Origin of the sequence: Geobacillus sp. GHH01, from assembly GCF_000336445.1 — a bacterium.
Taxonomy (GTDB): Bacteria; Bacillota; Bacilli; order Bacillales; family Anoxybacillaceae; genus Geobacillus; species Geobacillus zalihae.
The window spans coordinates 732,761-754,179 of the sequence record NC_020210.1; the positions used below are offsets into that span (position 1 = coordinate 732,761).

General features: G+C 51.6%; 23 protein-coding genes and 1 other annotated feature. Of the genes, 14 read left to right on the plus strand and 9 right to left on the minus strand.

Annotated features, from left to right (window positions below; translation table 11 throughout):
- Positions 1-8 precede the first annotated feature (8 nt).
- The 3 genes from GHH_RS03720 (at position 9) to GHH_RS03730 (ending at position 1,978) form a co-directional block, all read left to right on the plus strand.
- Positions 9-809 carry a DUF2268 domain-containing protein gene (locus tag GHH_RS03720; RefSeq protein ID WP_015374149.1) on the plus strand — a complete coding sequence of 267 codons (801 nt, stop codon included), beginning with the start codon at positions 9-11 and terminating at the stop codon, positions 807-809.
- 136 nt (positions 810-945) lie between these two features.
- The gene (locus GHH_RS03725) at positions 946-1,152 is read left to right on the plus strand and encodes a hypothetical protein (RefSeq protein WP_015374150.1); all 207 of its coding nucleotides are present in this window, start codon (positions 946-948) and stop codon (positions 1,150-1,152) included.
- 85 nt (positions 1,153-1,237) lie between these two features.
- Positions 1,238-1,978: a YjbA family protein gene (locus tag GHH_RS03730; RefSeq protein ID WP_015374151.1), complete on the plus strand. Its 741-nt coding sequence runs from the start codon at positions 1,238-1,240 to the stop codon at positions 1,976-1,978.
- 61 nt (positions 1,979-2,039) lie between these two features.
- On the opposite strand, the gene trpS is transcribed toward GHH_RS03730, so the two are convergent.
- Together trpS and GHH_RS03740 are read right to left on the minus strand one after the other, a co-directional pair.
- Positions 2,040-3,026 carry a tryptophan--tRNA ligase gene (trpS, locus tag GHH_RS03735; RefSeq protein WP_015374152.1) on the minus strand — a complete coding sequence of 329 codons (987 nt, stop codon included), beginning with the start codon at positions 3,024-3,026 and terminating at the stop codon, positions 2,040-2,042.
- 50 nt (positions 3,027-3,076) lie between these two features.
- Positions 3,077-3,309 (minus strand) — a binding site (T-box leader).
- Between the two features lie 50 nt (positions 3,310-3,359).
- The gene (locus GHH_RS03740) at positions 3,360-3,734 is read right to left on the minus strand and encodes a DUF3899 domain-containing protein (RefSeq protein WP_015374153.1); all 375 of its coding nucleotides are present in this window, start codon (positions 3,732-3,734) and stop codon (positions 3,360-3,362) included.
- Between the two features lie 425 nt (positions 3,735-4,159).
- On the opposite strand from GHH_RS03740, the gene GHH_RS03745 reads away from it, so the two are divergent.
- The 5 genes from GHH_RS03745 (at position 4,160) to GHH_RS03765 (ending at position 9,893) form a co-directional block, all read left to right on the plus strand.
- Positions 4,160-5,812, plus strand: coding sequence for a peptide ABC transporter substrate-binding protein (locus GHH_RS03745; protein WP_015374154.1), 1,653 nt, complete (start codon positions 4,160-4,162; stop codon positions 5,810-5,812).
- Between the two features lie 121 nt (positions 5,813-5,933).
- The gene (gene opp3b / locus GHH_RS03750) at positions 5,934-6,863 is read left to right on the plus strand and encodes an oligopeptide ABC transporter permease (RefSeq protein ID WP_011230313.1); all 930 of its coding nucleotides are present in this window, start codon (positions 5,934-5,936) and stop codon (positions 6,861-6,863) included.
- Entirely contained in the window at positions 6,860-7,882 is a 1,023-nt protein-coding gene (gene opp3C, locus GHH_RS03755) for an oligopeptide ABC transporter permease (RefSeq protein ID WP_015374155.1), read from the plus strand. The genes opp3b and opp3C overlap by 4 nt, the downstream gene beginning before the upstream one ends.
- 21 nt (positions 7,883-7,903) lie before the next feature.
- Positions 7,904-8,965 carry an ABC transporter ATP-binding protein gene (locus GHH_RS03760; RefSeq protein ID WP_014195173.1) on the plus strand — a complete coding sequence of 354 codons (1,062 nt, stop codon included), beginning with the start codon at positions 7,904-7,906 and terminating at the stop codon, positions 8,963-8,965.
- A complete protein-coding gene (locus GHH_RS03765; protein ID WP_015374156.1) occupies positions 8,958-9,893 on the plus strand; it encodes an ABC transporter ATP-binding protein in 936 nt (311 codons plus the stop codon). The genes GHH_RS03760 and GHH_RS03765 overlap by 8 nt, the downstream gene beginning before the upstream one ends.
- A gap of 88 nt (positions 9,894-9,981) precedes the next feature.
- On the opposite strand, the gene GHH_RS03770 is transcribed toward GHH_RS03765, so the two are convergent.
- Entirely contained in the window at positions 9,982-10,164 is a 183-nt protein-coding gene (locus GHH_RS03770; RefSeq protein ID WP_011230317.1) for a hypothetical protein, read from the minus strand.
- A 302-nt stretch (positions 10,165-10,466) separates the two neighbouring features.
- Here GHH_RS03770 and spxA point away from each other — a divergent pair, with 302 nt between their 5' ends.
- Positions 10,467-10,865 carry a transcriptional regulator SpxA gene (gene spxA / locus GHH_RS03775; protein ID WP_011230318.1) on the plus strand — a complete coding sequence of 133 codons (399 nt, stop codon included), beginning with the start codon at positions 10,467-10,469 and terminating at the stop codon, positions 10,863-10,865.
- A 50-nt stretch (positions 10,866-10,915) separates the two neighbouring features.
- Here the strand turns inward: spxA and GHH_RS03780 are convergent, their stop codons facing one another.
- Positions 10,916-11,575 carry a TerC family protein gene (locus GHH_RS03780; protein WP_014195176.1) on the minus strand — a complete coding sequence of 220 codons (660 nt, stop codon included), beginning with the start codon at positions 11,573-11,575 and terminating at the stop codon, positions 10,916-10,918.
- Between the two features lie 210 nt (positions 11,576-11,785).
- Here GHH_RS03780 and mecA point away from each other — a divergent pair, with 210 nt between their 5' ends.
- From mecA to pepF, 4 genes are all read left to right on the plus strand, one after another.
- Positions 11,786-12,466 (plus strand): adaptor protein MecA, encoded by a 681-nt coding sequence (gene mecA / locus GHH_RS03785; RefSeq protein ID WP_015374157.1) that lies wholly within the window; start codon positions 11,786-11,788, stop codon positions 12,464-12,466.
- 280 nt (positions 12,467-12,746) lie between these two features.
- Complete coding sequence (cls, locus tag GHH_RS03790; protein ID WP_015374158.1) at positions 12,747-14,255, plus strand: cardiolipin synthase; 1,509 nt, start codon at positions 12,747-12,749, stop codon at positions 14,253-14,255.
- Positions 14,256-14,442: 187 nt separating this feature from the next.
- A complete protein-coding gene (locus tag GHH_RS03795) occupies positions 14,443-15,771 on the plus strand; it encodes a competence protein CoiA (RefSeq protein WP_015374159.1) in 1,329 nt (442 codons plus the stop codon).
- Positions 15,771-17,594 (plus strand): oligoendopeptidase F, encoded by a 1,824-nt coding sequence (gene pepF, locus GHH_RS03800; protein ID WP_015374160.1) that lies wholly within the window; start codon positions 15,771-15,773, stop codon positions 17,592-17,594. Before GHH_RS03795 ends, pepF begins: the two co-directional genes overlap by 1 nt.
- A gap of 13 nt (positions 17,595-17,607) precedes the next feature.
- On the opposite strand, the gene GHH_RS03805 is transcribed toward pepF, so the two are convergent.
- The 5 genes from GHH_RS03805 to GHH_RS03825 form a co-directional block, all read right to left on the minus strand.
- Positions 17,608-17,805, minus strand: coding sequence for a hypothetical protein (locus GHH_RS03805; protein WP_015374161.1), 198 nt, complete (start codon positions 17,803-17,805; stop codon positions 17,608-17,610).
- Between the two features lie 425 nt (positions 17,806-18,230).
- Entirely contained in the window at positions 18,231-19,124 is an 894-nt protein-coding gene (spxH, locus tag GHH_RS03810) for a ClpXP adapter protein SpxH (RefSeq protein WP_015374162.1), read from the minus strand.
- Positions 19,117-19,530: a globin-like protein gene (locus GHH_RS03815; protein ID WP_015374163.1), complete on the minus strand. Its 414-nt coding sequence runs from the start codon at positions 19,528-19,530 to the stop codon at positions 19,117-19,119. The genes spxH and GHH_RS03815 overlap by 8 nt, the downstream gene beginning before the upstream one ends.
- Positions 19,531-19,632: 102 nt before the next feature.
- Positions 19,633-20,256 (minus strand): lytic transglycosylase domain-containing protein, encoded by a 624-nt coding sequence (locus tag GHH_RS03820; protein WP_015374164.1) that lies wholly within the window; start codon positions 20,254-20,256, stop codon positions 19,633-19,635.
- Positions 20,253-20,846: a CYTH domain-containing protein gene (locus tag GHH_RS03825; protein ID WP_011230328.1), complete on the minus strand. Its 594-nt coding sequence runs from the start codon at positions 20,844-20,846 to the stop codon at positions 20,253-20,255. Before GHH_RS03825 ends, GHH_RS03820 begins: the two co-directional genes overlap by 4 nt.
- Before the next feature lie 135 nt (positions 20,847-20,981).
- Here GHH_RS03825 and GHH_RS03830 point away from each other — a divergent pair, with 135 nt between their 5' ends.
- On the plus strand, positions 20,982-21,359 hold the full coding sequence (locus GHH_RS03830) for a hypothetical protein (RefSeq protein ID WP_015374165.1): 378 nt from the start codon (positions 20,982-20,984) through the stop codon (positions 21,357-21,359).
- Positions 21,360-21,419 lie beyond the last annotated feature (60 nt).

The window sequence follows — 21,419 nt, forward strand, 5'->3', positions numbered from 1 at the left end:
GAAAAGCGATGGGATTGCTTCCGACCGATCGATGGCTGGAAGAGGATGAAGGCGATCCGCTCCGGTTGTGCGCACGGTTGGCGCCGCTTTTTGGCAAGATGCCGGCGCGTGAGATTTACAGCTATTTACGGCTGTATGGCATGTACCGAAGCACTCGACAGGCCGAGCGGCTTTTGCCGAAGATGAAAGAGCGCCGTCTTTGGGAACGTCTTGGCCGTTTGTATGAACGGCAACGGGGGATATGGAAGGGGCCAGACGTTCCGGTATGTTTGCTGCCGGCCGATGACGAAAACTGGAAGCTTGCGCGCGAGTTTCAAGGAAAAGGCGGGGTGGCGTTTGCTGATAAATTGTTTTTCTTCTTGCTGCCTGATCATTGCGACGAGGAGATCGCCGCGTTGTTGGTGCATGAATACAACCATGTATGCCGTCTCAAGCAGTTGCCGAACGAAGGCGAAGATGCGACGTTGCTGGATGCCGTCGTGATGGAAGGATTGGCGGAGCATGCCGTCGCCGAGACAGTCGGCGCCGAACAGTGTGCGGGATGGACGAAGTATTACACCGATCGGGAGATGGAACGGTTTTGGCGGCGCTATATAGTCCCGAATAAACATTTGCCCGTTTCGCATCCGCATACTTCCCGCATTTTGTACGGACTTGGATGGCATCCGAAAATGGGGGGCTATGCCGTTGGGTATGCCATCGTCCGTCGCTGCCTGGAAAGAGGATATTCGCTCACCCAATTGATGACGATGGAAACGAAAGACATCGCGGAGTTGGCGGGCTTTTCAGACAAACAGGGAGCGTCTTAGCTCGAAACCGCATGGCGGACGCCGCTGTCCGGTTATCACAAGAATCTTAGGGACATCGGGCGCAAACAGGCATGTTGTCCATGACGCCGACATATATGTAGAACAAGGACGTGGACAAGAAAGAAGGGAAAGCCCGGTGGTCCGCCTGTTTTTTTATTTGGTCGGCTTTGGTTTTTCGGTCGTCGGCGGCATGATGGTGATCGCTTATTTAAACATCATCACCCCAGAGCGCGGTTTTCACGAATACTTGTCTTATATTTCGACAAGGGTGGAATGTTATTTATTCCCTATTGGCCTTCTTTTGATGTGGGGGAGCTTGACGTTTCCAAGCCGCAGCTCCTAGAGGGGAAAAGAGGACGAAATGGAATAAAATTCTGTCCCTCTGCCTATACTGATGGACAAACACGTCTGGAAGTGAGGGGTCTCGCATGCTTTATCTGCACGACATTTGGGTCAACTGGTTTGAAGGCGAAGAGAACGGATACAACGTCTGCCATTTCCATGAATGGCGCAAGGACGATCAAATCGAGCTGCTTGACCAAGTGCCATTGTTAAAAGTATCTCCGGCCCTGTTTCATTACATTGAAAACAGCTTGTCCGAGCTTCCAAAACCGCTGCTAGACGATGTGCATCAGAAGGCGTATGTCCGCAAAAACCATGAACGCATCCAGCTGGACTATTGTTTCGTTGTCACGGACGGCGCCGGTGTTTTGGCTGTCGATACAATCGGTTATCAAATCCCGATTCGCAAAAGCCGTCTCATTCCGCGTCAGGAACAACTCGTCTACGAAATGGCGGCCGAAGCGGAGGAACGGGACTATCCGCTGCCGAGGTATGAAAAAGAATACCATATTTTATCGCCGGCTCCGGAACTGATGTGCGGACTCACGCGCAAAGAGCGGCAGTTGAAACAGCTGTTGTTTATGGCGCTTGACCAGCTTTATTCGACAAAAAATACGGCCCAGATGCGCTATTGGTATACGGAATGGGCGCCGGAAAAATACGCCGCTATTCAAAAAATGTCTTTTGATGAAGCGTGGGAACAATTGTATAACGAGACGAAATACGGGTGGTCCGAACGGCATGAGCAGCTGTGCGAAAACTTGATCAAAGGGCAGCCATTTTTCGAAAAACTGTGGGAAATGGAGCAAGAACCAAAAGTCAATTAAAAAACGGGCCAAGGCGATAGGCGCCTGCCCGTTTTTGTATGGCTTCGCTCGATGCGGCTATTTACCGCCGCCGCCCGAGCCCCATGGCTTGCTCCATTTTGCGCACCATTTCCGATGCAACCCGATTTGCTTTTTCCGCCCCTTCATCCAACACGCGGTCAAGCTCCTCGCTTTCCATCCAATGGTGATACCGCTCTTGAATCGGTCGAAGCGTTTCAATGACGACTTGAGCGAGGTCGGCTTTGAAGACGCCGTATCCTTTTCCTTCGTATTGCCGCTCCAACTCCTCGATCGATTGACCGGATAGCGTCGAATAAATATTGAGCAAGTTCGAAATGCCTGGCTTCGCTTCTTTGTCGTAGCGAATCGTTCCTTCCGAGTCAGTGACCGCGCTTTTGATCTTCTTCTCGATCGTTTTCGCATCGTCAAGCAGTGTGATGTACGCTTTCGGGTTGGGGTCGGATTTGCTCATTTTTTTCGTCGGGTCGACAAGCGACATGATGCGGGCGCCGACTTTCGGAATGCGCGCCTCAGGGATCGTGAACAGCTCGCCATACCGTTTGTTGAAGCGCTCGGCCAGATCCCGCGTCAATTCGATATGCTGCTTTTGATCATCGCCGACCGGGACGATGTCGGTGTTATAAAGCAAAATGTCAGCGGCCATCAGCGGCGGGTACGTGAGCAGTCCGGCGCTGACCGCCTCTTTGCCGGCCGATTTTTCTTTAAATTGCGTCATCCGCTCAAGTTCGCCGATATAAACGATGCACTGCAGCATCCAAGCGGCTTGAGCGTGCGCCGGCACTTCTGACTGGATGAACAACGTCGCTTGCGTCGGGTCGATGCCGACTGCTAAATACAAAGCGGCGAGGCGGCGGATGTTTTGCCGCAGTTCGTGTGGGTCTTGCGGAACGGTAATGGCGTGTTGGTCAACGATGCAAAAATAGCAGTTGTATTCATGCTGCAGCTCGACAAACTGCCGCAGCGCCCCGATGTAGTTGCCAAGGGTGATGACGCCGCTTGGCTGAATGCCGGAAAAAATGGTTTTCATCGATCTTCACTCCCTCAAGCAAAAAATAAAAAAGGCCCCGCCATCCCTCTGATAGGGACGGTAGGACCGCGGTGCCACCCTACTTATTGCGCCGACAAGCGCAATCGCTCAACCCATGCTTAGCGCATGGCCCCCTGTAACGCGGGGAACGTCCCCGCCTACTGCGTCGCCGGTTCGGCGGGAAGCTCGAAAGCCCATTCCATATGGCTAGCCGCTTGTTCGCACCGTCCACAAGCTCTCTGAAGGCATCGCCATATGTACTTTTCTTTCTCATCGCTCGGTTTATTCGAGATTTGCCTTATATTATACGAAAAACATTCAGCTGTTGCAACCTTATTGCACGGCATATCCGGCGGCAATCATCGCCAGAAACAGAAGCAGACCAGAAAAGAGAAGCGGATACGTGATGGCGAAACGCCGCGGACCGAGCAGCTCATCCGATTCATGTTCTGCTGCCGCTTCCTCAAGATACCGCTCCACCCTCGCGCTGCTTCTGCGCAATCGGCGAAACCCGTATGCGAATCCGCTGAAAAACCCGCGTTCATAAACAAACAAAAGCCCGCCGAGCGACAGAGGCAAAAGGGAGAGCAAAAACGAAACGTTAATAAAAGCCACTATACTCCATGCACCTTGTCCCACGACAATGAGTGAGCTTGCCGCCAGCATCGCAACGAAGAGCCATCCAGTCCGCACAGCCGTTTGTTTCATATCGTCTGTTCCCGCCTTTCCCTTCTCACTGCTTATTTTATCATAAATCGTGTGGGCGGGAAGATTGTCAAAATTATTAACAAAATTATATTAAAAAATATAGAAGAAATATGGAATTTAAGGAGGGATTTGCTTTGGAGCCGAGGGGAAGGGCAAAAAAATTATATTGTAAGCGTTTTCTTTTTTCTGTAGGCAGAAATTTTTTGTTTACAATGGTGGCAAAAGTCATTACAATGCAGGTGTAAATGCAATCCGATCCTCATCCCGTTTGTAAGTAGTTTGAAATTTTTTTATTTAAGGAAATAAAAAAATCCTTTTCAAATATACTAACACAGGATATAATAAGCGATGTAAGTACAATCTTCTGAAATCAAATGGTTCAGAAGATTTGTAATACACTACATAAACCTAAGGGGGGTTTTTTAGTGAAGAAGCGATTTTCTTTCTTCCTCGTCCTGCTTCTCGCGCTGTCAACGTTCCTCGCGGCTTGCGGCGGGGGCAAGGACAACGACAACGCCCAAGGCGGCCAGGGCGGCGAAAAGCCGGCGGAGAAAAAGGAGCAGGTGCTGAACTTGCTTGATTCCTCAGAAATTCCGTCGCTTGATTCGGCGCTCGCCACCGACCAAGTATCGTTTATCGTGTTGAACAACGTCATGGAAGGTCTGTATCGTTTAGGCAAAGACAACAAGCCGGTTCCTGGGGTGGCGGAAAGCCATGAGGTGAGCGAAGACGGCAAAACGTATACGTTCAAGCTTCGCAAAGACGCCAAATGGTCGAACGGCGACCCGGTGACGGCGCACGACTTCGTGTTTGCTTGGAAACGGGTGCTTGACCCGAAAACGAAAGCGGAGTATGCGTACATTATGTACGACATCAAAAACGCGGAAGAAGTCAACACCGGCAAACTGCCAGTTGACCAGCTGGGCGTCAAAGCGCTTGACGACTACACGCTCCAAGTCGAGCTGAAAAACCCGATTCCGTATTTCATCAGCCTGACGGTATTCGGCACGTTCATGCCGCAAAACGAGAAATTCGTGAAAGCGCAAGGCGACAAATACGGTCTCGAAGCTAATACGACGCTTTACAACGGCCCGTTCGTCTTAAGCGAATGGAAGCATGAACAAGGCTGGACATATGAGAAAAACCCGAATTACTGGGACAAAGATACAGTTAAGCTTGAAAAAATCAACGTCAAAGTTGTGAAAGACACGGCGACAGCGGTCAACTTGTATGAAACGAAACAGGCCGACCGCGTCGGTTTGACGGCCGAATTTGTTGATAAGTATAAAAATGATAAAAACTTCAAAACGGAATTGGATCCATCCCTCTACTGGCTGCGCATGAACACGAAAAAAGAACCGTTGAACAACGTCAACGCCCGCAAAGCGATCGCGATGGCAATCGACACGCAAGCGATGGTCGATACGCTCTTGAACAACGGTTCGATTCCGGCGAAGTTCACCGTTCCGAAAGACTTCGTCATCGGTCCGGATGGCAAAGACTTCCGCGATGTGAATGGCGATTTGGTCAATTACAATCCGGATGAAGCGAAAAAACTGTGGGAGCAAGCGAAAAAAGAGCTGGGCAAAGACAAATTTACGCTTGAACTGCTGAACTATGACAGCGACAGCGCGAAGAAAATCGGCGAGTATGTGAAAGCGCAGCTTGAACAAAACTTGCCGGGCTTGACGGTCAACATTAAACAACAGCCGTTCGCACAAAAGCTCGAGCTTGAAAGCAAAATGCAATACGACCTGTCGTTCTCCGGATGGGGTCCGGACTATCAAGACCCGATGACGTTCCTTGACTTGTGGACGACAACTAACCCGCACAACCAAACGGGTTGGTCGAACGCTGAATACGACAAATTGATTAAAGACGCGAAAACAACGTTGCTTGGCGATTTGCAAGCCCGTTGGGATGCGATGCTGAAAGCAGAAAAGATCGTCTTTGAAGAAATGCCGATTGCCCCGCTCTATCAGCGCGGTGTCGCCTACTTGCAACGCGAGTATGTCAAAGATATCGTTTCGCACCCGTTTGGCGGCGATTACAGCTACAAATGGGCATATATTGAGTAATCTGTTTTCTACAGCATGCCGAGGAGAGTATATGCGAGGGCATATACTCTCCTTTTGCCTGCCAAGGCGAAAAATGTCGAAAAACAACGAAGATTATAAGAAAAGCAGAGGAGGTGCGGTCATGGCGCGGTATACGCTTCAGCGGTTCGTTTATATGATCATCACGTTGTTTATCATTGCGACGTTGACGTTCTTTTTAATGAAGCTGTTGCCTGGTTCGCCGCTTCAGAACCAAGAGAAATTAACGCCGGAACAGAAGGCGCTTATTTTAAAAGAGTACGGATTGGATAAGCCCGTGCCGGTTCAATACATTCAATATTTAGGGAATTTGCTGAAAGGAGACTTGGGGGTATCGTTCCAATATGACAACCGCCCCGTGACAGAGCTCATCAGCGATCGAATCGGCCCGTCGGCCCAGCTCGGGTTTCAGGCGATTGTGTTTGGGACGATCGTCGGGTTGATTCTCGGAATTGTCGCGGCGATTCGACATAATCATTGGGAAGATTACACTGCTACGGTCATTGCGGTGTTGGGCGCCTCGATTCCGTCGTTTGTGTTAGGGGGGTTTTTGCAATATTTTATCGCTGTGAAACTGCAATGGCTTCCGGTCGCTTTTTGGGAAGGCTTCAAATATACGATTCTCCCGACATTGGCGCTGTCTGTCGGGGTCATCGCTAGCATCGCCCGTTTTATGCGCACAGAAATGCTGGAAGTGTTAAGCTCTGACTACATTTTGACGGCTCGGGCGAAAGGGATCAGCCAGGCGGGGGTTATCATCAAGCACGCCATCCGCAACTCGCTTATCCCCGTCATTACCATTTTAGGACCGATGACCGTCAATTTAATGACGGGAACGCTTGTCATTGAGAAACTGTTTGCTGTCCCTGGTCTTGGGGAGCAGTTTGTCCGTTCGATTGAACTGAACGATTACCCGGTTATTATGGGAACGACGTTGTTTTATTCCGCCTTGTTGATTTTGGCAGTATTCATCGTTGATGTGTTGTACGGGGTTGTCGACCCACGCATCCGGTTAGCGGGAGGGAAAAAATGATGGCGAAACAACAATACGAACAACTGTCACCGGAATGGTTTCAGCCCGCCCCGCCGAACGTTGGTGAGCAGGAAAAAATCAATCGTCCAAGCTTGACGTTTTGGCAGGATGCTTGGCTTCGCCTTCGGGAAAACAAGGCAGCGATCGTCGGGCTCGTGATGATTATCATCTTGGCGCTCATGGCGATCATCGCCCCGATGGCGAGCGACCGGACGTATAAAGATCAAAACTTGCGGCATGCGAAACTTCCGCCGAAAATCCCGGTGCTCGAGCATGTTCATTGGCTTCCGTTTGACGGCCGGGATGCGAACGGCGTTGATGTGTATAAACAGCGCGGCGTGAAAGAGTACTATTGGTTTGGCACGGATGACTTAGGACGCGACTTGTGGGTGAGAACGTGGTATGGCACGCGCATCTCCCTTTACATTGGTTTGCTGGCGGCGTTGATCGACTTATTGATCGGGATTGCGTACGGCGGCATTTCCGGCTACTATGGCGGCCGCGTCGACAATGTGATGCAGCGGATCATCGAAATTTTAAACGGCATCCCGTATTTAATTATGGTCATTTTGTTCATTTTGATTTTTGAGCCTGGAATCATTTCCATCACGTTGGCGATGGTCATTACCGGTTGGACGACGATGGCGCGGATCGTGCGCGGACAAGTGTTGAAATTAAAGAACATGGAATACGTGCTGGCGGCAAGGACGCTCGGAGCGCCGACATCACGGCTCATTTTCAAACATTTGATCCCGAACGTCATCGGCCCGATCATTATTACGACGATGTTCACGATTCCATCGGCCATCTTTACCGAAGCGTTTTTGAGCTTTATCGGCCTTGGCATCCGTCCGCCGGAAGCGTCGCTTGGCTCGCTTGTCAATGACGGATACAAATCGATCCAAACATATCCGCATTTAATGATTATTCCGGCCGTTGTCATCAGCTTGCTCATTTTAAGCTTCAACTTGGTGGCAGACGGAATCCGCGATGCACTTGACCCGAAAATGCGCAAATAACCGACGGAAGGGGTGAAACCGATGGAGAAAATTTTGCAGGTGAACGATTTGCATATTTCCTTTGACATCCACGCCGGTGAAGTGCAGGCGGTTCGCGGCGTCACGTTCGACTTGTATAAGGGAGAAACGCTGGCGATCGTCGGCGAGTCAGGGTCTGGGAAATCAGTGACTTCAAAAGCGTTGATGCGCCTGTTGCCGACACCGCCGAGCCGGATTAAGCAAGGGGAAATTTTATTTGAAGGAAAAGACTTGACCAAGCTGTCGGAGAAAGAAATGCAATCGATCCGCGGTGCGGAAATTTCAATGATTTTCCAAGATCCGATGACGTCGCTCAATCCGACGATGACGATTGGGAAACAAATTATGGAAGCGATTTTAAAGCATCAAAAGCTGTCGAAAGATGAAGCGCGCAAACGGGCGATTGAACTATTGCAGCTGGTCGGCATTAAAAACGCCGAGCTGCGCATGAAGCAATACCCGCACCAATTTTCCGGCGGGATGCGCCAGCGTGTTGTCATCGCCATCGCCTTGGCGTGCAATCCGAAAATTTTGATCGCCGATGAACCGACGACAGCGCTGGATGTGACGATTCAGGCGCAAATTTTGGAGTTGATGAAAGACATTCAGAAAAAGCTCGGCATGTCGATTATTTTCATCACCCATGATTTAGGGGTTGTCGCCAACATGGCCGACCGAGTGGCCGTGATGTATGCCGGGAAAATCGTGGAGATCGGCACGGTGGATGAAATTTTTTACAATCCGAAACATCCGTACACGTGGGGATTGCTGGCCTCGATGCCGAGCCTTGATCATAAAGATACGGAGCTGTATTCGATCCCGGGTTCGCCGCCGGATTTGTTAAATCCGCCAAAAGGCGATGCGTTTGCGCCGCGCAATCCGTATGCGCTCAAAATTGACTACGAGCTCGAGCCGCCGATGTTCCAAGTGTCTGATACGCACTATGCGGCGACATGGCTGTTGCATGAGATGGCGCCGAAAGTGGAACCGCCGGCGATCGTGCGCGAGCGGATGAAACGGTTTGCTGACATCGTCGCCCGGAAAGGAGGGAAGCCGCGTGGCTAAGCAAAAGCTGCTTGAAGTGAAAAACTTAAAACAATACTTCCCGGCCGGCCGCGGCGAGGTGGTGAAAGCGGTCGACGGCGTCACGTTTGACATTTATAAAGGGGAAACGTTCGGCCTTGTCGGCGAGTCGGGCTGCGGCAAGTCGACAACGGGGCGGACGATCATTCGGCTGTATGAGGCGACAGACGGAGAAGTACTGTTTAACGGCGTTAACGTACACGGCAAAAAATCAAAAAAAGAGCTGAAAGAGTTAAACCGAAAAATGCAAATGATTTTCCAAGATCCGTATGCGTCGCTCAATCCGCGGATGACGGTCGCCGACATTATCGCTGAGGGCATTGACATCCACGGATTGGCGAAAACGAAAGAGGAGCGGATGCAGCGCGTCTATGAGCTGCTTGAGACGGTCGGGTTGAACCGCGAGCATGCCAGCCGCTACCCGCATGAGTTTTCGGGCGGGCAACGCCAGCGGATCGGCATCGCCCGGGCGCTCGCCGTCGAACCGGAATTCATCATCGCCGATGAGCCGATTTCGGCGCTTGACGTTTCCATTCAGGCGCAAGTCGTCAACTTGCTGAAGCGGCTACAGCGTGAAAAAGGATTGACGTACTTGTTTATTGCCCATGACTTGTCGATGGTCAAATACATCAGCGACCGGATCGGCGTCATGTATTTCGGGAAAATGGTCGAGCTTGCCGACGCGGAAGAGCTGTACCGCAATCCGATCCACCCATACACGAAGGCGCTCTTGTCGGCCATTCCGCTTCCTGATCCGGAAACGGAGCGGACGCGCAAGCGGATCGTTTACGATCCGGCGCAACATGGCTACAAAGATGGAGAGGAACTTGAATTCCGTGAAATTACGCCTGGCCATTTTGTGCTTTGTTCGGAGGAAGAGTATAAGCGGTATCGGGCGATGTATGCCTAGCCAAATCGAAAAAAGCGCCGCTCCTTCATCGCCGCATGATGCGAACGGTGAAAGAGGCGGCGCCCACCTATGCGCCTGTCTTGGCGCGTTATTTTTTTCCTCCGACGACTTTCCATCCTTGTTGGATGCGGCGAGAGGCCTCGACATGCTTTCCACTTTTGTTTCGGCCGAACATCCGCTCTCCGATCGTGTTGCTGATGTTCCCCATCAATGCGGTGAGGACGACGATCAATGCCGAAGCAATGGCAAAGTCGATGAAATAGCCGGCCATCGGTTCTTCCTCCCTTTTCCTTTTCTACTTTGATTGTAGAGGATTTGCCTTCACTTTGGAAGAGGAAAGAAAGAAAATTGCATTTATCATCGAAAAACTATATCTTTCTTGGCCGATGTATTGTATAATATATCATGTTAAAGTCATTTCAATTTGCAAACGATTGGCAAAGCGGCTGATCGCCAGACTGGCGTCCAGGCCGTGTCGCTATGCTGTCAGACGTCAAACCGGCATAGCGGTGCACGTCTGTCGTCTGACGGACGAGGGAAGCAAGGGATTCCTTGTCAAAAGGAGTGATCGAAGTGGTCAAGCTATACACATCACCGAGCTGCACGTCATGCCGGAAGGCGAAGGCGTGGCTCGAGAAGCACAATATTCCTTATGTCGAGCGCAATATTTTCTCCGAGCCGCTCACGGTCGAGGAGATTAAAGAGATTTTGCGGATGACGGAAACGGGGACGGATGAGATCATTTCCACCCGTTCGAAAGTATTCCAGAAGCTGAACATTAACTTGGAAGCTCTGCCGCTGCAAGATTTGTACGAACTCATTCAAAAAAACCCAGGCATTTTGCGCCGGCCGATCATCATTGATGAAAAGCGGCTTCAAGTCGGCTACAACGAAGATGAAATCCGCCGCTTTCTGCCGCGCAAAGTGCGGGCGTATCAGCTTCGTGAAGCGCAGCGGCTGGTGAACGGGTAATAAAAAAACTTCTACATGGTCTGCCATGTAGAAGTTTTTTATCATTTGCTTTATGCGGCGCGCGACCGGCGGTGGGCCGCCAAGCCGAGCAAAACGGCAAGAACGGCCGCCGCCATTGGAAACAGCGCCTCCCCATTCGGGGGGTAAAACGGGCGCAACCGCTCTTCGGCAGCGATCATCTTTCCAGCGGTGTACGCCAAGAGGGCGCCGCCGGCATAAATGAGAATCGGGAACCGTTCCATGGCATAAAGGATGATTTTGCTGCCTAAAATGATGATAGGAACGGAACAGAGAAAACCGAACACAACAAGTCCGATATGGCCTTGAGCCGCTCCAGCGATGGCGATGACGTTGTCAAGACCCATGGCGACATCGGCGGCGACGATCGTCTGGATGGCTTTCCAAAGCGACGGTTCGGCTTTGATCATAGTCGGTTTTTCGTCTTTTTGCCCGATCAGTTTCAAGGCGATCCAAAAGAGGACGACGCCTCCAGCGAGCTGCAAGAACGGAATCGTCAACAGCCAAACGACGGCCACCGTCAAGACAATGCGAACAGCGATCGCCAGCGCGGTGCCGACAATGATGGCCACATTCCGCTTTTGTTCCGGCAAGTTGCGGCTTGCTAGCGCAATGACAACCGCATTGTCCCCGCCAAGAATGACATCAATGCCGATAATCAGCAAGATGGAAACGATGTATTCATCCACCATAGGCGTCCCTCATTCCGTCCGTGTTCATCATCATTATAGTAGGGCATGGCCGGTTTCATAACCAATTTTTAAAAATGCGTTTTTTTATTTCCCTTCTTTCGCTTTTTATCATAAAATAAAAGTACAAGATCATAAGTTTTGATTTAAATAGTTTCAGGGGCACAATCCCTTCCTTTTTTATTTCTTTGTTTTAGAAGGGAGAGTTGAGAAATGGAAATCGAACGCATCAATGAACATACGGTGAAGTTCTACATTTCCTATGTTGATATAGAGGAGCGCGGCTTTGACCGCGAGGAAATTTGGTACAATCGGGAACGAAGCGAAGAATTATTTTGGGAAATGATGGATGAAGTTCATGGGGAAAGCGATTTTTCGCTCGATGGTCCGCTTTGGATCCAAGTGCAGGCGCTCGAAAAAGGGCTTGAAGTCGTCGTGACGAAAGCGCAGTTGTCCAAAGACGGCAGCAAGCTTGAGCTGCCGCTCCCGGAAGACAAGTGGCGCGAGTTTTCGCTCTCGGCTGATGAGAAGATCGAATCGCTGTTCGGCCATCACTTCCATTTCGGGCGGAACAATGCGGCCGGAGACGAAGAAGCGCAAGACGTGCTTCAATTTATCATTTCGTTCAAAGACATTGAAGACGTCATCTCCTTGGCTCACCGCGCCGACTTTTCAAGTTTGTCGAACCGTTTATTCCAGTTTGAAGGGCGTTATTACTTGTTCGTACAATTTACCGAACAATATAGCGAGCATGATATCGACAATATGCTCAGCCTTCTTCTGGAATACGGAAACGATTCACAGCTGACGATTTACCGCCTTGAGGAATACGGAACTGAAATTATGGGCGACAATGCGCTTGAGACCGTAAAACGGTATTTTCCAGCTCCATAACCTTTTCGTTCATTCGCCGATTTCGCCGCCAGAAATCGGCGTTTTCTTTGTTGGGGCGCTTGGAGGGGGCGGACAGAAAACGCGGGTTGACCCTGTTGTTTTCAAATGGAGAAGCTTTATAACAGCACGCTTTTTCGCACCCGTCGGTCACTTATTTAGAAAATGGCTGCTTTCCCGACCCTTCTAGATAGGAAAGAGAAGGGAAAACCGTGAAACCGTTGGCCGTGAAGTCAAGTATAAAGAATAAGGGAAAAGAGGAACATCAGTTGGAGGGGTTTGGTTGAGAAACGCATCAAGAGTGGCCATTCTTGCTGGCATCGTCGGCCTGTTGCTGGCTTTGACGCACGATTATTGGGAAGGGAAGCTCCTCGGCATTTTCAGCGTGCTCATCTCTTGTTCAGTGGTGTTTATTGCCTTTGTCATTTCGCTTGAAAACCGAAAGCCGGCGCAGACGATCGCTTGGCTGGCGGTGCTGGGGAGCTTTCCGATTGTCGGCTTTTTGTTTTATTTATTGTTCGGACGCAACTATTGGCAACAACGGCGCTATAAAAAGAAAGCCGATTTTGATGAGGCGGTGCTGCTCAAGTTTCAAGAGCCGTCGCCGATTGCCGTCGAGCGGCTGCCGATGGCGCCCCATCAGCGTCCGCTTTTGCGCCTTGCTTATCGCATCGGCCAGCATCCGGTTTCACTCGCCTCGCAGACGGCAGTGTTGACGAACGGAGAGGAGACATTTTCTTCTATTTTTGCTGAACTGGAAAAAGCGGAACACCATATTCATTTAGAATATTATATCGTCCGTCATGATGAAATCGGCCAACAGTTGAAGCGCGTCTTGATGGAAAAGGCGCGCCAAGGGGTGCGCGTCCGTTTTTTGTACGACGCCGTTGGAAGTTGGAAGTTGTCAAACGCCTATATCGAGGAGCTGCGCGCGGCTGGAGTCGAGATGATCCCGTTTTCACCAGTGCGCCTCCCGTTTTTAAGCAACCAAATCAATTTCCGCAATCACCGAAAGATCATTGTCATCGATGGAGGCGTCGGCTTTGTCGGCGGGCTGAACATCGGAGATGAGTATTTAGGAAAAAACAAATATTTCGGATTTTGGCGCGATACGCACTTATTGATCCGCGGTGAAGCCGTCCGGACGCTCCAGCTCATTTTTTTGCAAGATTGGTATTACATGACGGGAGAACGCTTGTTGACGCCGGACTATTTGTCGCCGCCGCTCATCGTCGAGGAAGGGCAAGGCGGGGTGCAGCTCATTGCCGGCGGTCCGGACCAAAAGTGGGAAGTGATCAAACAGCTGTATTTTGCCATGATTACGTCGGCCAAACGGTCGATTTGGGTTGCCTCGCCGTACTTTGTGCCGGATGAAGACATTTTGACGGCGCTCAAAGTGGCGGCGTTAAGCGGCATCGATGTTCGCCTGCTGGCGCCAAAGCGTCCGGATAAAAAAATTGTCTTTTACGCTTCGCGCTCGTATTTTCCCGAGCTGCTCGAGGCTGGGGTGAAAATTTACGAGTATGAGAAAGGGTTTTTACACAGCAAAGTCATCGTCGTCGATGGCGAGCTCGCCTCGATCGGCACGGCGAACATGGATATGCGCAGTTTCCATTTAAATTTTGAAGTGAACGCCTTTTTGTATTATACCGACAGCATTCATAAACTCGTCCGCGACTTTTTGGAAGATTTTCGCCACGCTTCCATGATCGACTACGAACAGTTTCAACAGCGCCCGTTCCGGGTGCGCATCGCGGAATCGGTCTCCCGGCTGTTGTCGCCTCTGTTGTAACCAACCGCTTGTAAACGCCAGTCCGCCGAATCGGCGGACTTTTTTCGGCGCAGTTTGGCTTTGGGCAGGAAAACCGGCGATGGTCAACGAATAAAAGGGAAGAACCGGACGGTGAAGGGGGCAGCAGAGAACAATTCCAGCTGTTCCCGCTCACAGACAACTATTTTTTACTGGAAAGGAAGTGATCATGTTGTTTGTCGCTCTCTCAGCTGATGGCAGGACGGTTTCGCTTGCCGGGGCGGAAAGATGGGAACGAGAGGGGCTGATGCGCCTGAAACGACAGGAACCGTTTTTTTGTCCCGCGTGCCGTCAAGAAGTGGTGCTCCGGTCGGGCCGCTACCGTTTGCCGCATTTCGCCCATCGAAAAGGGGCGGCCTGCCCGGTCGAGCACGAACCGGAGTCGGAGCGTCACTTAACTGGGAAGCGAGACTTGTTCGCGTGGCTCATTCGCCAAGGCATGGAGGCGAAGCTCGAGCCGTATTTGCCCGCCATCAAGCAGCGTCCTGACATATTGTTCCGCCATGGCCCACACCTTTATGCCCTCGAATACCAATGTTCCACGATCGATGAATCGCTGTTTCGCGAACGCAATGACGGCTACCGTCTCCTTGGCATCCGCCCGTTGTGGGTGTTAGGAGCCCATCATTTGCGGCGTTCGCCAAAATATTCGGGGGAAGTGCAGCTCTCCCGGTTTCAATGGTTGTTTGCCCATCGCGCTCCACATTCAGTCGTTCCACATATATGGTACTACAGTCCAGAGACGAAACGCTTCATCCGCCTTTTTCGCCCGTTGCCGCTATCGGTGCAGCGAACGTTCGCTGCGGTCGATTCGATTCCGCTTTCGTCGTTTTCGTTCCCCGATTGGATGGCCCCCTGCCCGCTGCCGCTTTCACCCACGTTTTGGGAACGATGGCTCGAACGAAAAAAACAATGGCGGCGGACGTTTCCGCTTTATCCGAACCAAACCGTGCGCCGCATTTGTGCTGATTTTTACCAGGCGGGCATCGTTCCGTCACTGTTTCCGACCGAAGCTGGCTGGCCAGTGCCGCGCGGGTATTTATGGGAGACGGCGCCGTTCATTTGGCAAACGTATGTCCTTTTGTTTCTTCTTGGAAAGACCGGACGGCCGGCAACGGCAGTATCTTTATTTCAGTGGCTCGACGACAAAATCCGCACCGGCCGCCTCGTTCCGCGCCGGCTGCCGCTTGTCGGCCGGGATACGTATCGTGAGGCCGTCGGCGAGTATTTGCATTGGTTGAGCCTGCTCGGCTATCTCCGCCGCGAAGAGGGCGACCAGCTTCATTTGGTGAAGCCGCTGTCGTTTCCGTCGACCGTCGATCAGATGATTCATCAAGATGCTGCGCTTCTTGAGCAAATTCATCAAACGCCAGCGCTTAGCCGCTATTGGGAGGCGCTTGAATTTCAAAACGCGGAGAAAATGAACAGAAAACAGGAAAAGATGAACGGAATGGTGAATAATAATTCGTGTATCGATTATTTGTATAAGGAGGAATGATGACGGTGGAGGAAAAGAAAGCGAAAAAGTCGCTGCCGCTGCGAAGCGAGATTCCGGTGGAAGAAACGTGGCGGCTTGAGGACATTTTTCCCACCGATGACGCCTGGGAAGAAGAGTTCAAACAAGTGAAGGCGATGATTCCAAAGCTTGGCGAATACAAAGGGCGGCTTGGCGAATCGCCGGAAGTGTTGTATGAAGCGCTGAAATGCCAAGATGACGTATCGATGCGCCTCGGCAAGCTGTATACATACGCCCATATGCGCTATGATCAAGATACGACCAACTCGTTTTACCAAGGGCTCGACGCCCGGGCGAAAAGCTTGTACAGCGAAGCATCGAGCGCGATGGCGTTTATCGTGCCGGAAATTTTGGCGATCGATGAAGCGGTGCTGCGCTCGTTTTTGGAACAATACGAGCCGCTTCGCTTGTATGCGCACGCGTTAGACGAAATTACGCGCCAGCGCCCGCACGTGCTGTCGGCGGAAGAGGAGGCGATCTTGGCGCAGGCAGCCGAGGTGATGCAGGCGACATCCGACACGTTCAGCGCGTTGAACAACGCTGATTTGACGTTTCCGACGATCATCGATGAAAACGGCGAGGAAGTCGAAGTCACGCACGGCCGGTTCATCCGCTTTTTAGAAAGCACGGACCGCCGCGTCCGCCGCGATGCGTTTTACGCCGTATACCATACGTATGAGAAGTTTCAAAATACGTTCGCCAATACGCTTGCCGGCACGGTGAAAAAAGACAACTTTTTCGCCCGCATCCGCCGCTACCGTTCGGCGCGGGAAGCGGCGTTGGATGCGAACAACATTCCGGAGAGCGTCTATGACAACTTAATTGCTACGATTCATGAACATTTGCCATTGCTGCACCGGTATGTGCGGCTGCGCAAACGAGTGCTTGGGCTTGATGAGCTGCATATGTACGACTTGTACACGCCGCTTGTGCAAGAAGTGAAAATGGAAGTGACGTACGAGGAAGCGAAGCAATATATGCTTGAAGGGCTCGCGCCGCTTGGCGAGGAATATGTGGCGATCGTAAAAGAGGGGCTTGACAACCGTTGGGTCGATGTGCGCGAAAACAAAGGAAAGCGAAGTGGCGCCTATTCGTCGGGAGCGTACGGCACCCATCCGTACATTTTGCTCAACTGGCAGGACAATGTGAACAATTTGTTTACACTTGTGCATGAATTTGGCCATTCGGTGCACAGCTACTATACGCGCAAAACGCAGCCGTATCCGTATGCGCATTATTCAATTTTCGTCGCCGAAGTGGCGTCAACATGCAATGAGGCGCTGTTGAACGACTATTTGCTGAAAACAATCGATGATGAGAAAAAGCGACTCTATTTGCTCAACCATTATCTTGAGGGGTTCCGCGGCACGGTTTTTCGCCAGACGATGTTCGCGGAGTTTGAGCATTTGATCCATTTGAAGGCGCAACAAGGCGAGGCATTGACGGCCGAGACGTTGACGTCCCTTTATTACGACTTAAATAAAACGTATTTTGGCGATGATATTGTCGTGGACAAAGAAATCGGCCTCGAGTGGGCGCGCATTCCGCATTTTTATTACAACTACTACGTGTACCAATACGCAACCGGCTTCAGCGCGGCGACTGCACTTAGCAAACAAATTTTGGAAGAAGGCGAACCGGCGGTGAGACGGTACATCGACTTTTTAAAAGCCGGCAGTTCTGATTACCCGATTGAAGTATTGAAAAAAGCCGGCGTCGACATGACGAGCGCCGAGCCGATCCGCCAAGCGTGCCAAGTGTTTGCGGAGAAGCTTGATGAGATGGAGCGGCTGCTTGAGAAATGAAACGAATGCGGCGCTACAGCCGCATTCGTTTGGACGGAAATCCACGAAACTGATGGCGGCGGTTCCATGTCGCCACCAACCCAAGCAAGGAGAGAAACAAAAGCGGCATGGTCGCCCAAAGCGGAAGGAGCTGCATAAGGCCCAACAAATTCAGAATAAAGGCGGCAGCGGATGCCGCCGCCCAAAGGGATAAGACGATGCGCTGCTTCATGGCGATGGCCACCTCTTCTCATTTGCTTTAGTTGATGGCTCTTCACCACAACATGTACTTGACAAGCAATACGGTTTCCTGCACAAAGATGTGCAAAAATCACTGATTTGTTGATTTTCCCTCACAAGCGTAAATAGGGTATGTTCAGAAAAAATCAAGTACAACTTTTGGTGAAGAGCCTAGTTGATTATATGCTGTTTGTCTGCCTGATCATGACGCAGGGCGAATTATGACAATAATGTGAACAAACGAGCAAACGGGTTGCCAATTTGGTTGGACGTTTGGTAAGATAAAAACGTGAACGGAAGACAAAACCTGATACCCCTTTGTTTGACCGTGAACAATTTCTCCCATCCCCTTTGTTGTCTTGGCAACAAGAAAAAGCCCGGCGTCAGCCGGGCTTTTTCTTGCGCCCATCCCTGCTTTTAGGGACGGGAATCATCGATATAGCGCCAAAATGTTCCGTGTTTGACGGGCACCCGCTCCACTTTTTGCTTTAGCTGCAACTTTTTCATTTCCGTTTCCGCTTCTTGGATCGTCCAGTTGTACACAACGGCAACTTCCTTTGTGGCGACGAATTTAAAATGGCTTAAAAATGATTCCAGCGGAGGAGGAGAGGACGGTTCAGGATGGAAGCCGAGCATTTCAGCGATCAATTCGACGTAGATGTCGTACGGATAGCATCCGGAAATTTTAATGCCTTCGTCTTCAATGTTTTCATTAAACAACACAAGCGTCGGAATTTCGTCGACGTCCATTTCCGATGTGATTTTTAAATCGCATTGGAACGCTTTCGCCGCTCCCGGCGAGTGCATGTCGCGCAAAAATTCATCGACATCCAAGCCCGCTTTGACGGCGCATTCGGCGAGCACCGACAAATCGGCGACATTTTGTTTTTCGAGAAAGAGCTGTTCTTGCAGCTTGCGCAAAAAGCGAAGGCCAGCCCGCTTTCCTTGCATTTCCGCCGCTTTAATGGCGAGCGATGGGGCGAACGGGCTCGAAATCGGGTTTTCGAGCCAAACGCTGCCGTCGCATGACATGCCGGTGCGGTTCGCCGCCCACTCCCACGCTTTCGCCATTGCCTCCGGCTTCGTTCCTTTGCGCGCGTTCCATGTCGCCCATGTTCCGCTCAATATGTGCCTTAAGGTAAAAAAACGGCCGTATTCGATCGTCAGTTTTTTGATGACTGGTTCAAGCCCCCAGCATTCCGGGCATAAAGGATCGATAAACAAATACAGCTCGAGCGGTTTGTTCGTGTTGCCTAGCGGCTGGGAAGGGTAGCAAGTTGATGTCGTCTTCCCAGCAAACTTCTCACTCAAGGGTATGCTCCTTTCTGTCCAGATGATCTGGGGTATTGACCATATGATGGGCGGTGAGTACGAGCCGGTGATAAAACTGTTCGCGCGCCGGCCCGGACAAGCCGATTTCCTCCATGGCTGCCCGCATGCAGGCAAGCCACGCTTCCGCCCGCTTCGGCGTGATTTCAAAGCGGAGATGGCGCGCCCTCAGCATGGGGTGTCCATGCTCTGCCGTGTAAAGAGGGGGGCCGCCTAAATATTGTGTTAAAAACTGTTTTTGCTTGCGGGCGGTTTCCGTCAAATCGTCAGGGAAAATGGGCCGCAAGTCCGGATGCGCGGCCACGCGACGGTAAAATGCTTCGACAAGTTTCGCAACCGTCTCCTCTCCGCCGATCGCCTCATAAAGAGTTTGCCATTGTTCACCCATCGCGGATGCTCCTTTTGTTTGAAAATCATTCGTTGTCGTTTGATTGCTATTTTATCAACAGCACGCATGGATCTCAAACAAAGTGACTCGAGCACCGCTCGTTTATGTGCGGTAGCTTTTCAACACGCGTTCGACATACGCCCGCGTTTCGGCAAATGGGGGCACGCCCCCATAGCGGTCGACGTGCCCGGGCCCGGCGTTGTAGGCGGCTAAGGCGAGAGTGATATTGCCGCTGTACCGGTCAAGGAGCTGGCGCAAATATTTTACGCCGCCGTCGATGTTTTGCGCCGGATCAAGCGGGTTGTGGACGCCGAGCATTTTTGCCGTGCTTGGCATGAGCTGCATGAGTCCAAGCGCTCCAGCCGGGCTTTTCGCATCGGGACGGAAATTTGACTCATGGCGAATGACGGCGCGGATGAGCTGCGGGTCAACATCGTATTTTTCCGCTGCCGCCGCGATGAAAGCATCGATGGAAGAAGATGAGTTGGTTGCAGCACCCGCTTCATGTTCGAGCGGGGCGCTGCGATGGCCGGCGGGCGCCGGGGGCTGACCGCTTAGGGCAGCTTGAGGCGCCTCGGCAGAAGATTCCTCACCGCGGCTGAGAGATTCGGCAAGCAAGCTTGAAAACAAGGATGGCACCGGCGATGGCAACAGGCTGGAGCGTCCGGGTGAGAACGCATTGAGCGCCTGCCATTCGATGAGCAGCTTTAATGGCGAAACGGTCATCGTCTTTCCTCCATTTCTTTCATGCGGGCGTAAAAGCGGGCGATTTTGTTTGGCGCCGGGCGGCGCGGGATGCCGAGCGCCTCAAGCAGGCGCAAAAACCGCTTTTCACCCGCTTCCACGTGATCCACTTCATATTCAAGTTCGTAATCTTCGCTTTGCAAGTAACAGTTATGGTCAAGGCATAGCGTGCCGCCTTCATGCGGCCATTCGGCTCGGTCGGTGACAAGGGAGCCAAAGCAGCGCACCTCGTGTGGGTTGATGCCCAGTTCTGCAAGCAAATCGGCGATCGCCCCGCGCGGCGCCGCTATACCAGCAAGCAACGCTTCCGCTTCAGACAGCGAAAGCGGCTCATGGATTTCCAAAATGGTCCCGTCCGCCCGCGTTTGTTTCAGCGTCAAGGTCAGGCGTCCCTCTTTCGCTCGGATGCGCAGCGCTGCCGCTCGTTCTTTCAGGGCGAATGACGGGGTGTCAAAGTAATGGTTTTCCTGGCGGAAGAAAGCGCCATCATCAAGGCGGAAGGCGGCGCGGACGGCAGCAAACTCCGCTGCTGTTAACAAGTTTTTTAATTCGATTTCGATTTCTTGATGCATCGTGAATCCCCTTCAGACAGGATAGTCGTCTCCCTCTATTATCAGCTGTTTTCCGGCGAATATCAATTATTTCGCCTGTATAGGGTGAATATGGTAAAATAAAGGGCGGATGGTTGATGCGGAAGGAGAGAAAACATGAACGAAAAATGGATCGTCGAGCGGGCGGAGCGGGAAGGCGGCCGGCTTTGGCTGTATGTCAATGATGCTCCGGTTCCGCTTGCCCGCGTAACGCCGAAACGCCATATGCTTGTCGACTCGGATGCGTTGGCGTTTGCGTACATTTTGGAAACCGATAACCGCTTTCTATATGTCATGATTCCGAAGCCGTGGTGGCCTGAGCTAAAGGCGGCGCTTGACGCCAAGGAGCCGGTCTGGCTTCGATGTGGAGAGAGGACGCTTGAGCTTGAACAGTTTCGCGATGAACTGTCTTATTTGCTTGAAAATATTCGCGGCAACGCCAACTATGGCGAGGCGCTTGAACAGGCGGTGCAAGACGTGTTTTTTGAGCCATAAGCCGGGGGGTTCCCTTTCCGGCGCGTTAGGATCGGGAGCGGCCCGGTGAATTCGACAGAT

Coding starts and splice junctions, on each gene's coding strand:
- GHH_RS03720 (WP_015374149.1), top strand. CDS start 9: ATGGGATTGCTTCCGACCGATCGATGGCTGGAAGAGGATGAAGGCGAT.
- GHH_RS03730 (WP_015374151.1), top strand. CDS start 1,238: ATGCTTTATCTGCACGACATTTGGGTCAACTGGTTTGAAGGCGAAGAG.
- trpS (WP_015374152.1), bottom strand. CDS start 3,026: ATGAAAACCATTTTTTCCGGCATTCAGCCAAGCGGCGTCATCACCCTT.
- GHH_RS03740 (WP_015374153.1), bottom strand. CDS start 3,734: ATGAAACAAACGGCTGTGCGGACTGGATGGCTCTTCGTTGCGATGCTG.
- opp3b (WP_011230313.1), top strand. CDS start 5,934: ATGGCGCGGTATACGCTTCAGCGGTTCGTTTATATGATCATCACGTTG.
- opp3C (WP_015374155.1), top strand. CDS start 6,860: ATGATGGCGAAACAACAATACGAACAACTGTCACCGGAATGGTTTCAG.
- GHH_RS03760 (WP_014195173.1), top strand. CDS start 7,904: ATGGAGAAAATTTTGCAGGTGAACGATTTGCATATTTCCTTTGACATC.
- GHH_RS03770 (WP_011230317.1), bottom strand. CDS start 10,164: ATGGCCGGCTATTTCATCGACTTTGCCATTGCTTCGGCATTGATCGTC.
- GHH_RS03780 (WP_014195176.1), bottom strand. CDS start 11,575: ATGGTGGATGAATACATCGTTTCCATCTTGCTGATTATCGGCATTGAT.
- mecA (WP_015374157.1), top strand. CDS start 11,786: ATGGAAATCGAACGCATCAATGAACATACGGTGAAGTTCTACATTTCC.
- GHH_RS03795 (WP_015374159.1), top strand. CDS start 14,443: ATGTTGTTTGTCGCTCTCTCAGCTGATGGCAGGACGGTTTCGCTTGCC.
- pepF (WP_015374160.1), top strand. CDS start 15,771: ATGACGGTGGAGGAAAAGAAAGCGAAAAAGTCGCTGCCGCTGCGAAGC.
- GHH_RS03805 (WP_015374161.1), bottom strand. CDS start 17,805: ATGAAGCAGCGCATCGTCTTATCCCTTTGGGCGGCGGCATCCGCTGCC.
- GHH_RS03815 (WP_015374163.1), bottom strand. CDS start 19,530: ATGGGTGAACAATGGCAAACTCTTTATGAGGCGATCGGCGGAGAGGAG.
- GHH_RS03820 (WP_015374164.1), bottom strand. CDS start 20,256: ATGACCGTTTCGCCATTAAAGCTGCTCATCGAATGGCAGGCGCTCAAT.
- GHH_RS03825 (WP_011230328.1), bottom strand. CDS start 20,846: ATGCATCAAGAAATCGAAATCGAATTAAAAAACTTGTTAACAGCAGCG.
- GHH_RS03830 (WP_015374165.1), top strand. CDS start 20,982: ATGAACGAAAAATGGATCGTCGAGCGGGCGGAGCGGGAAGGCGGCCGG.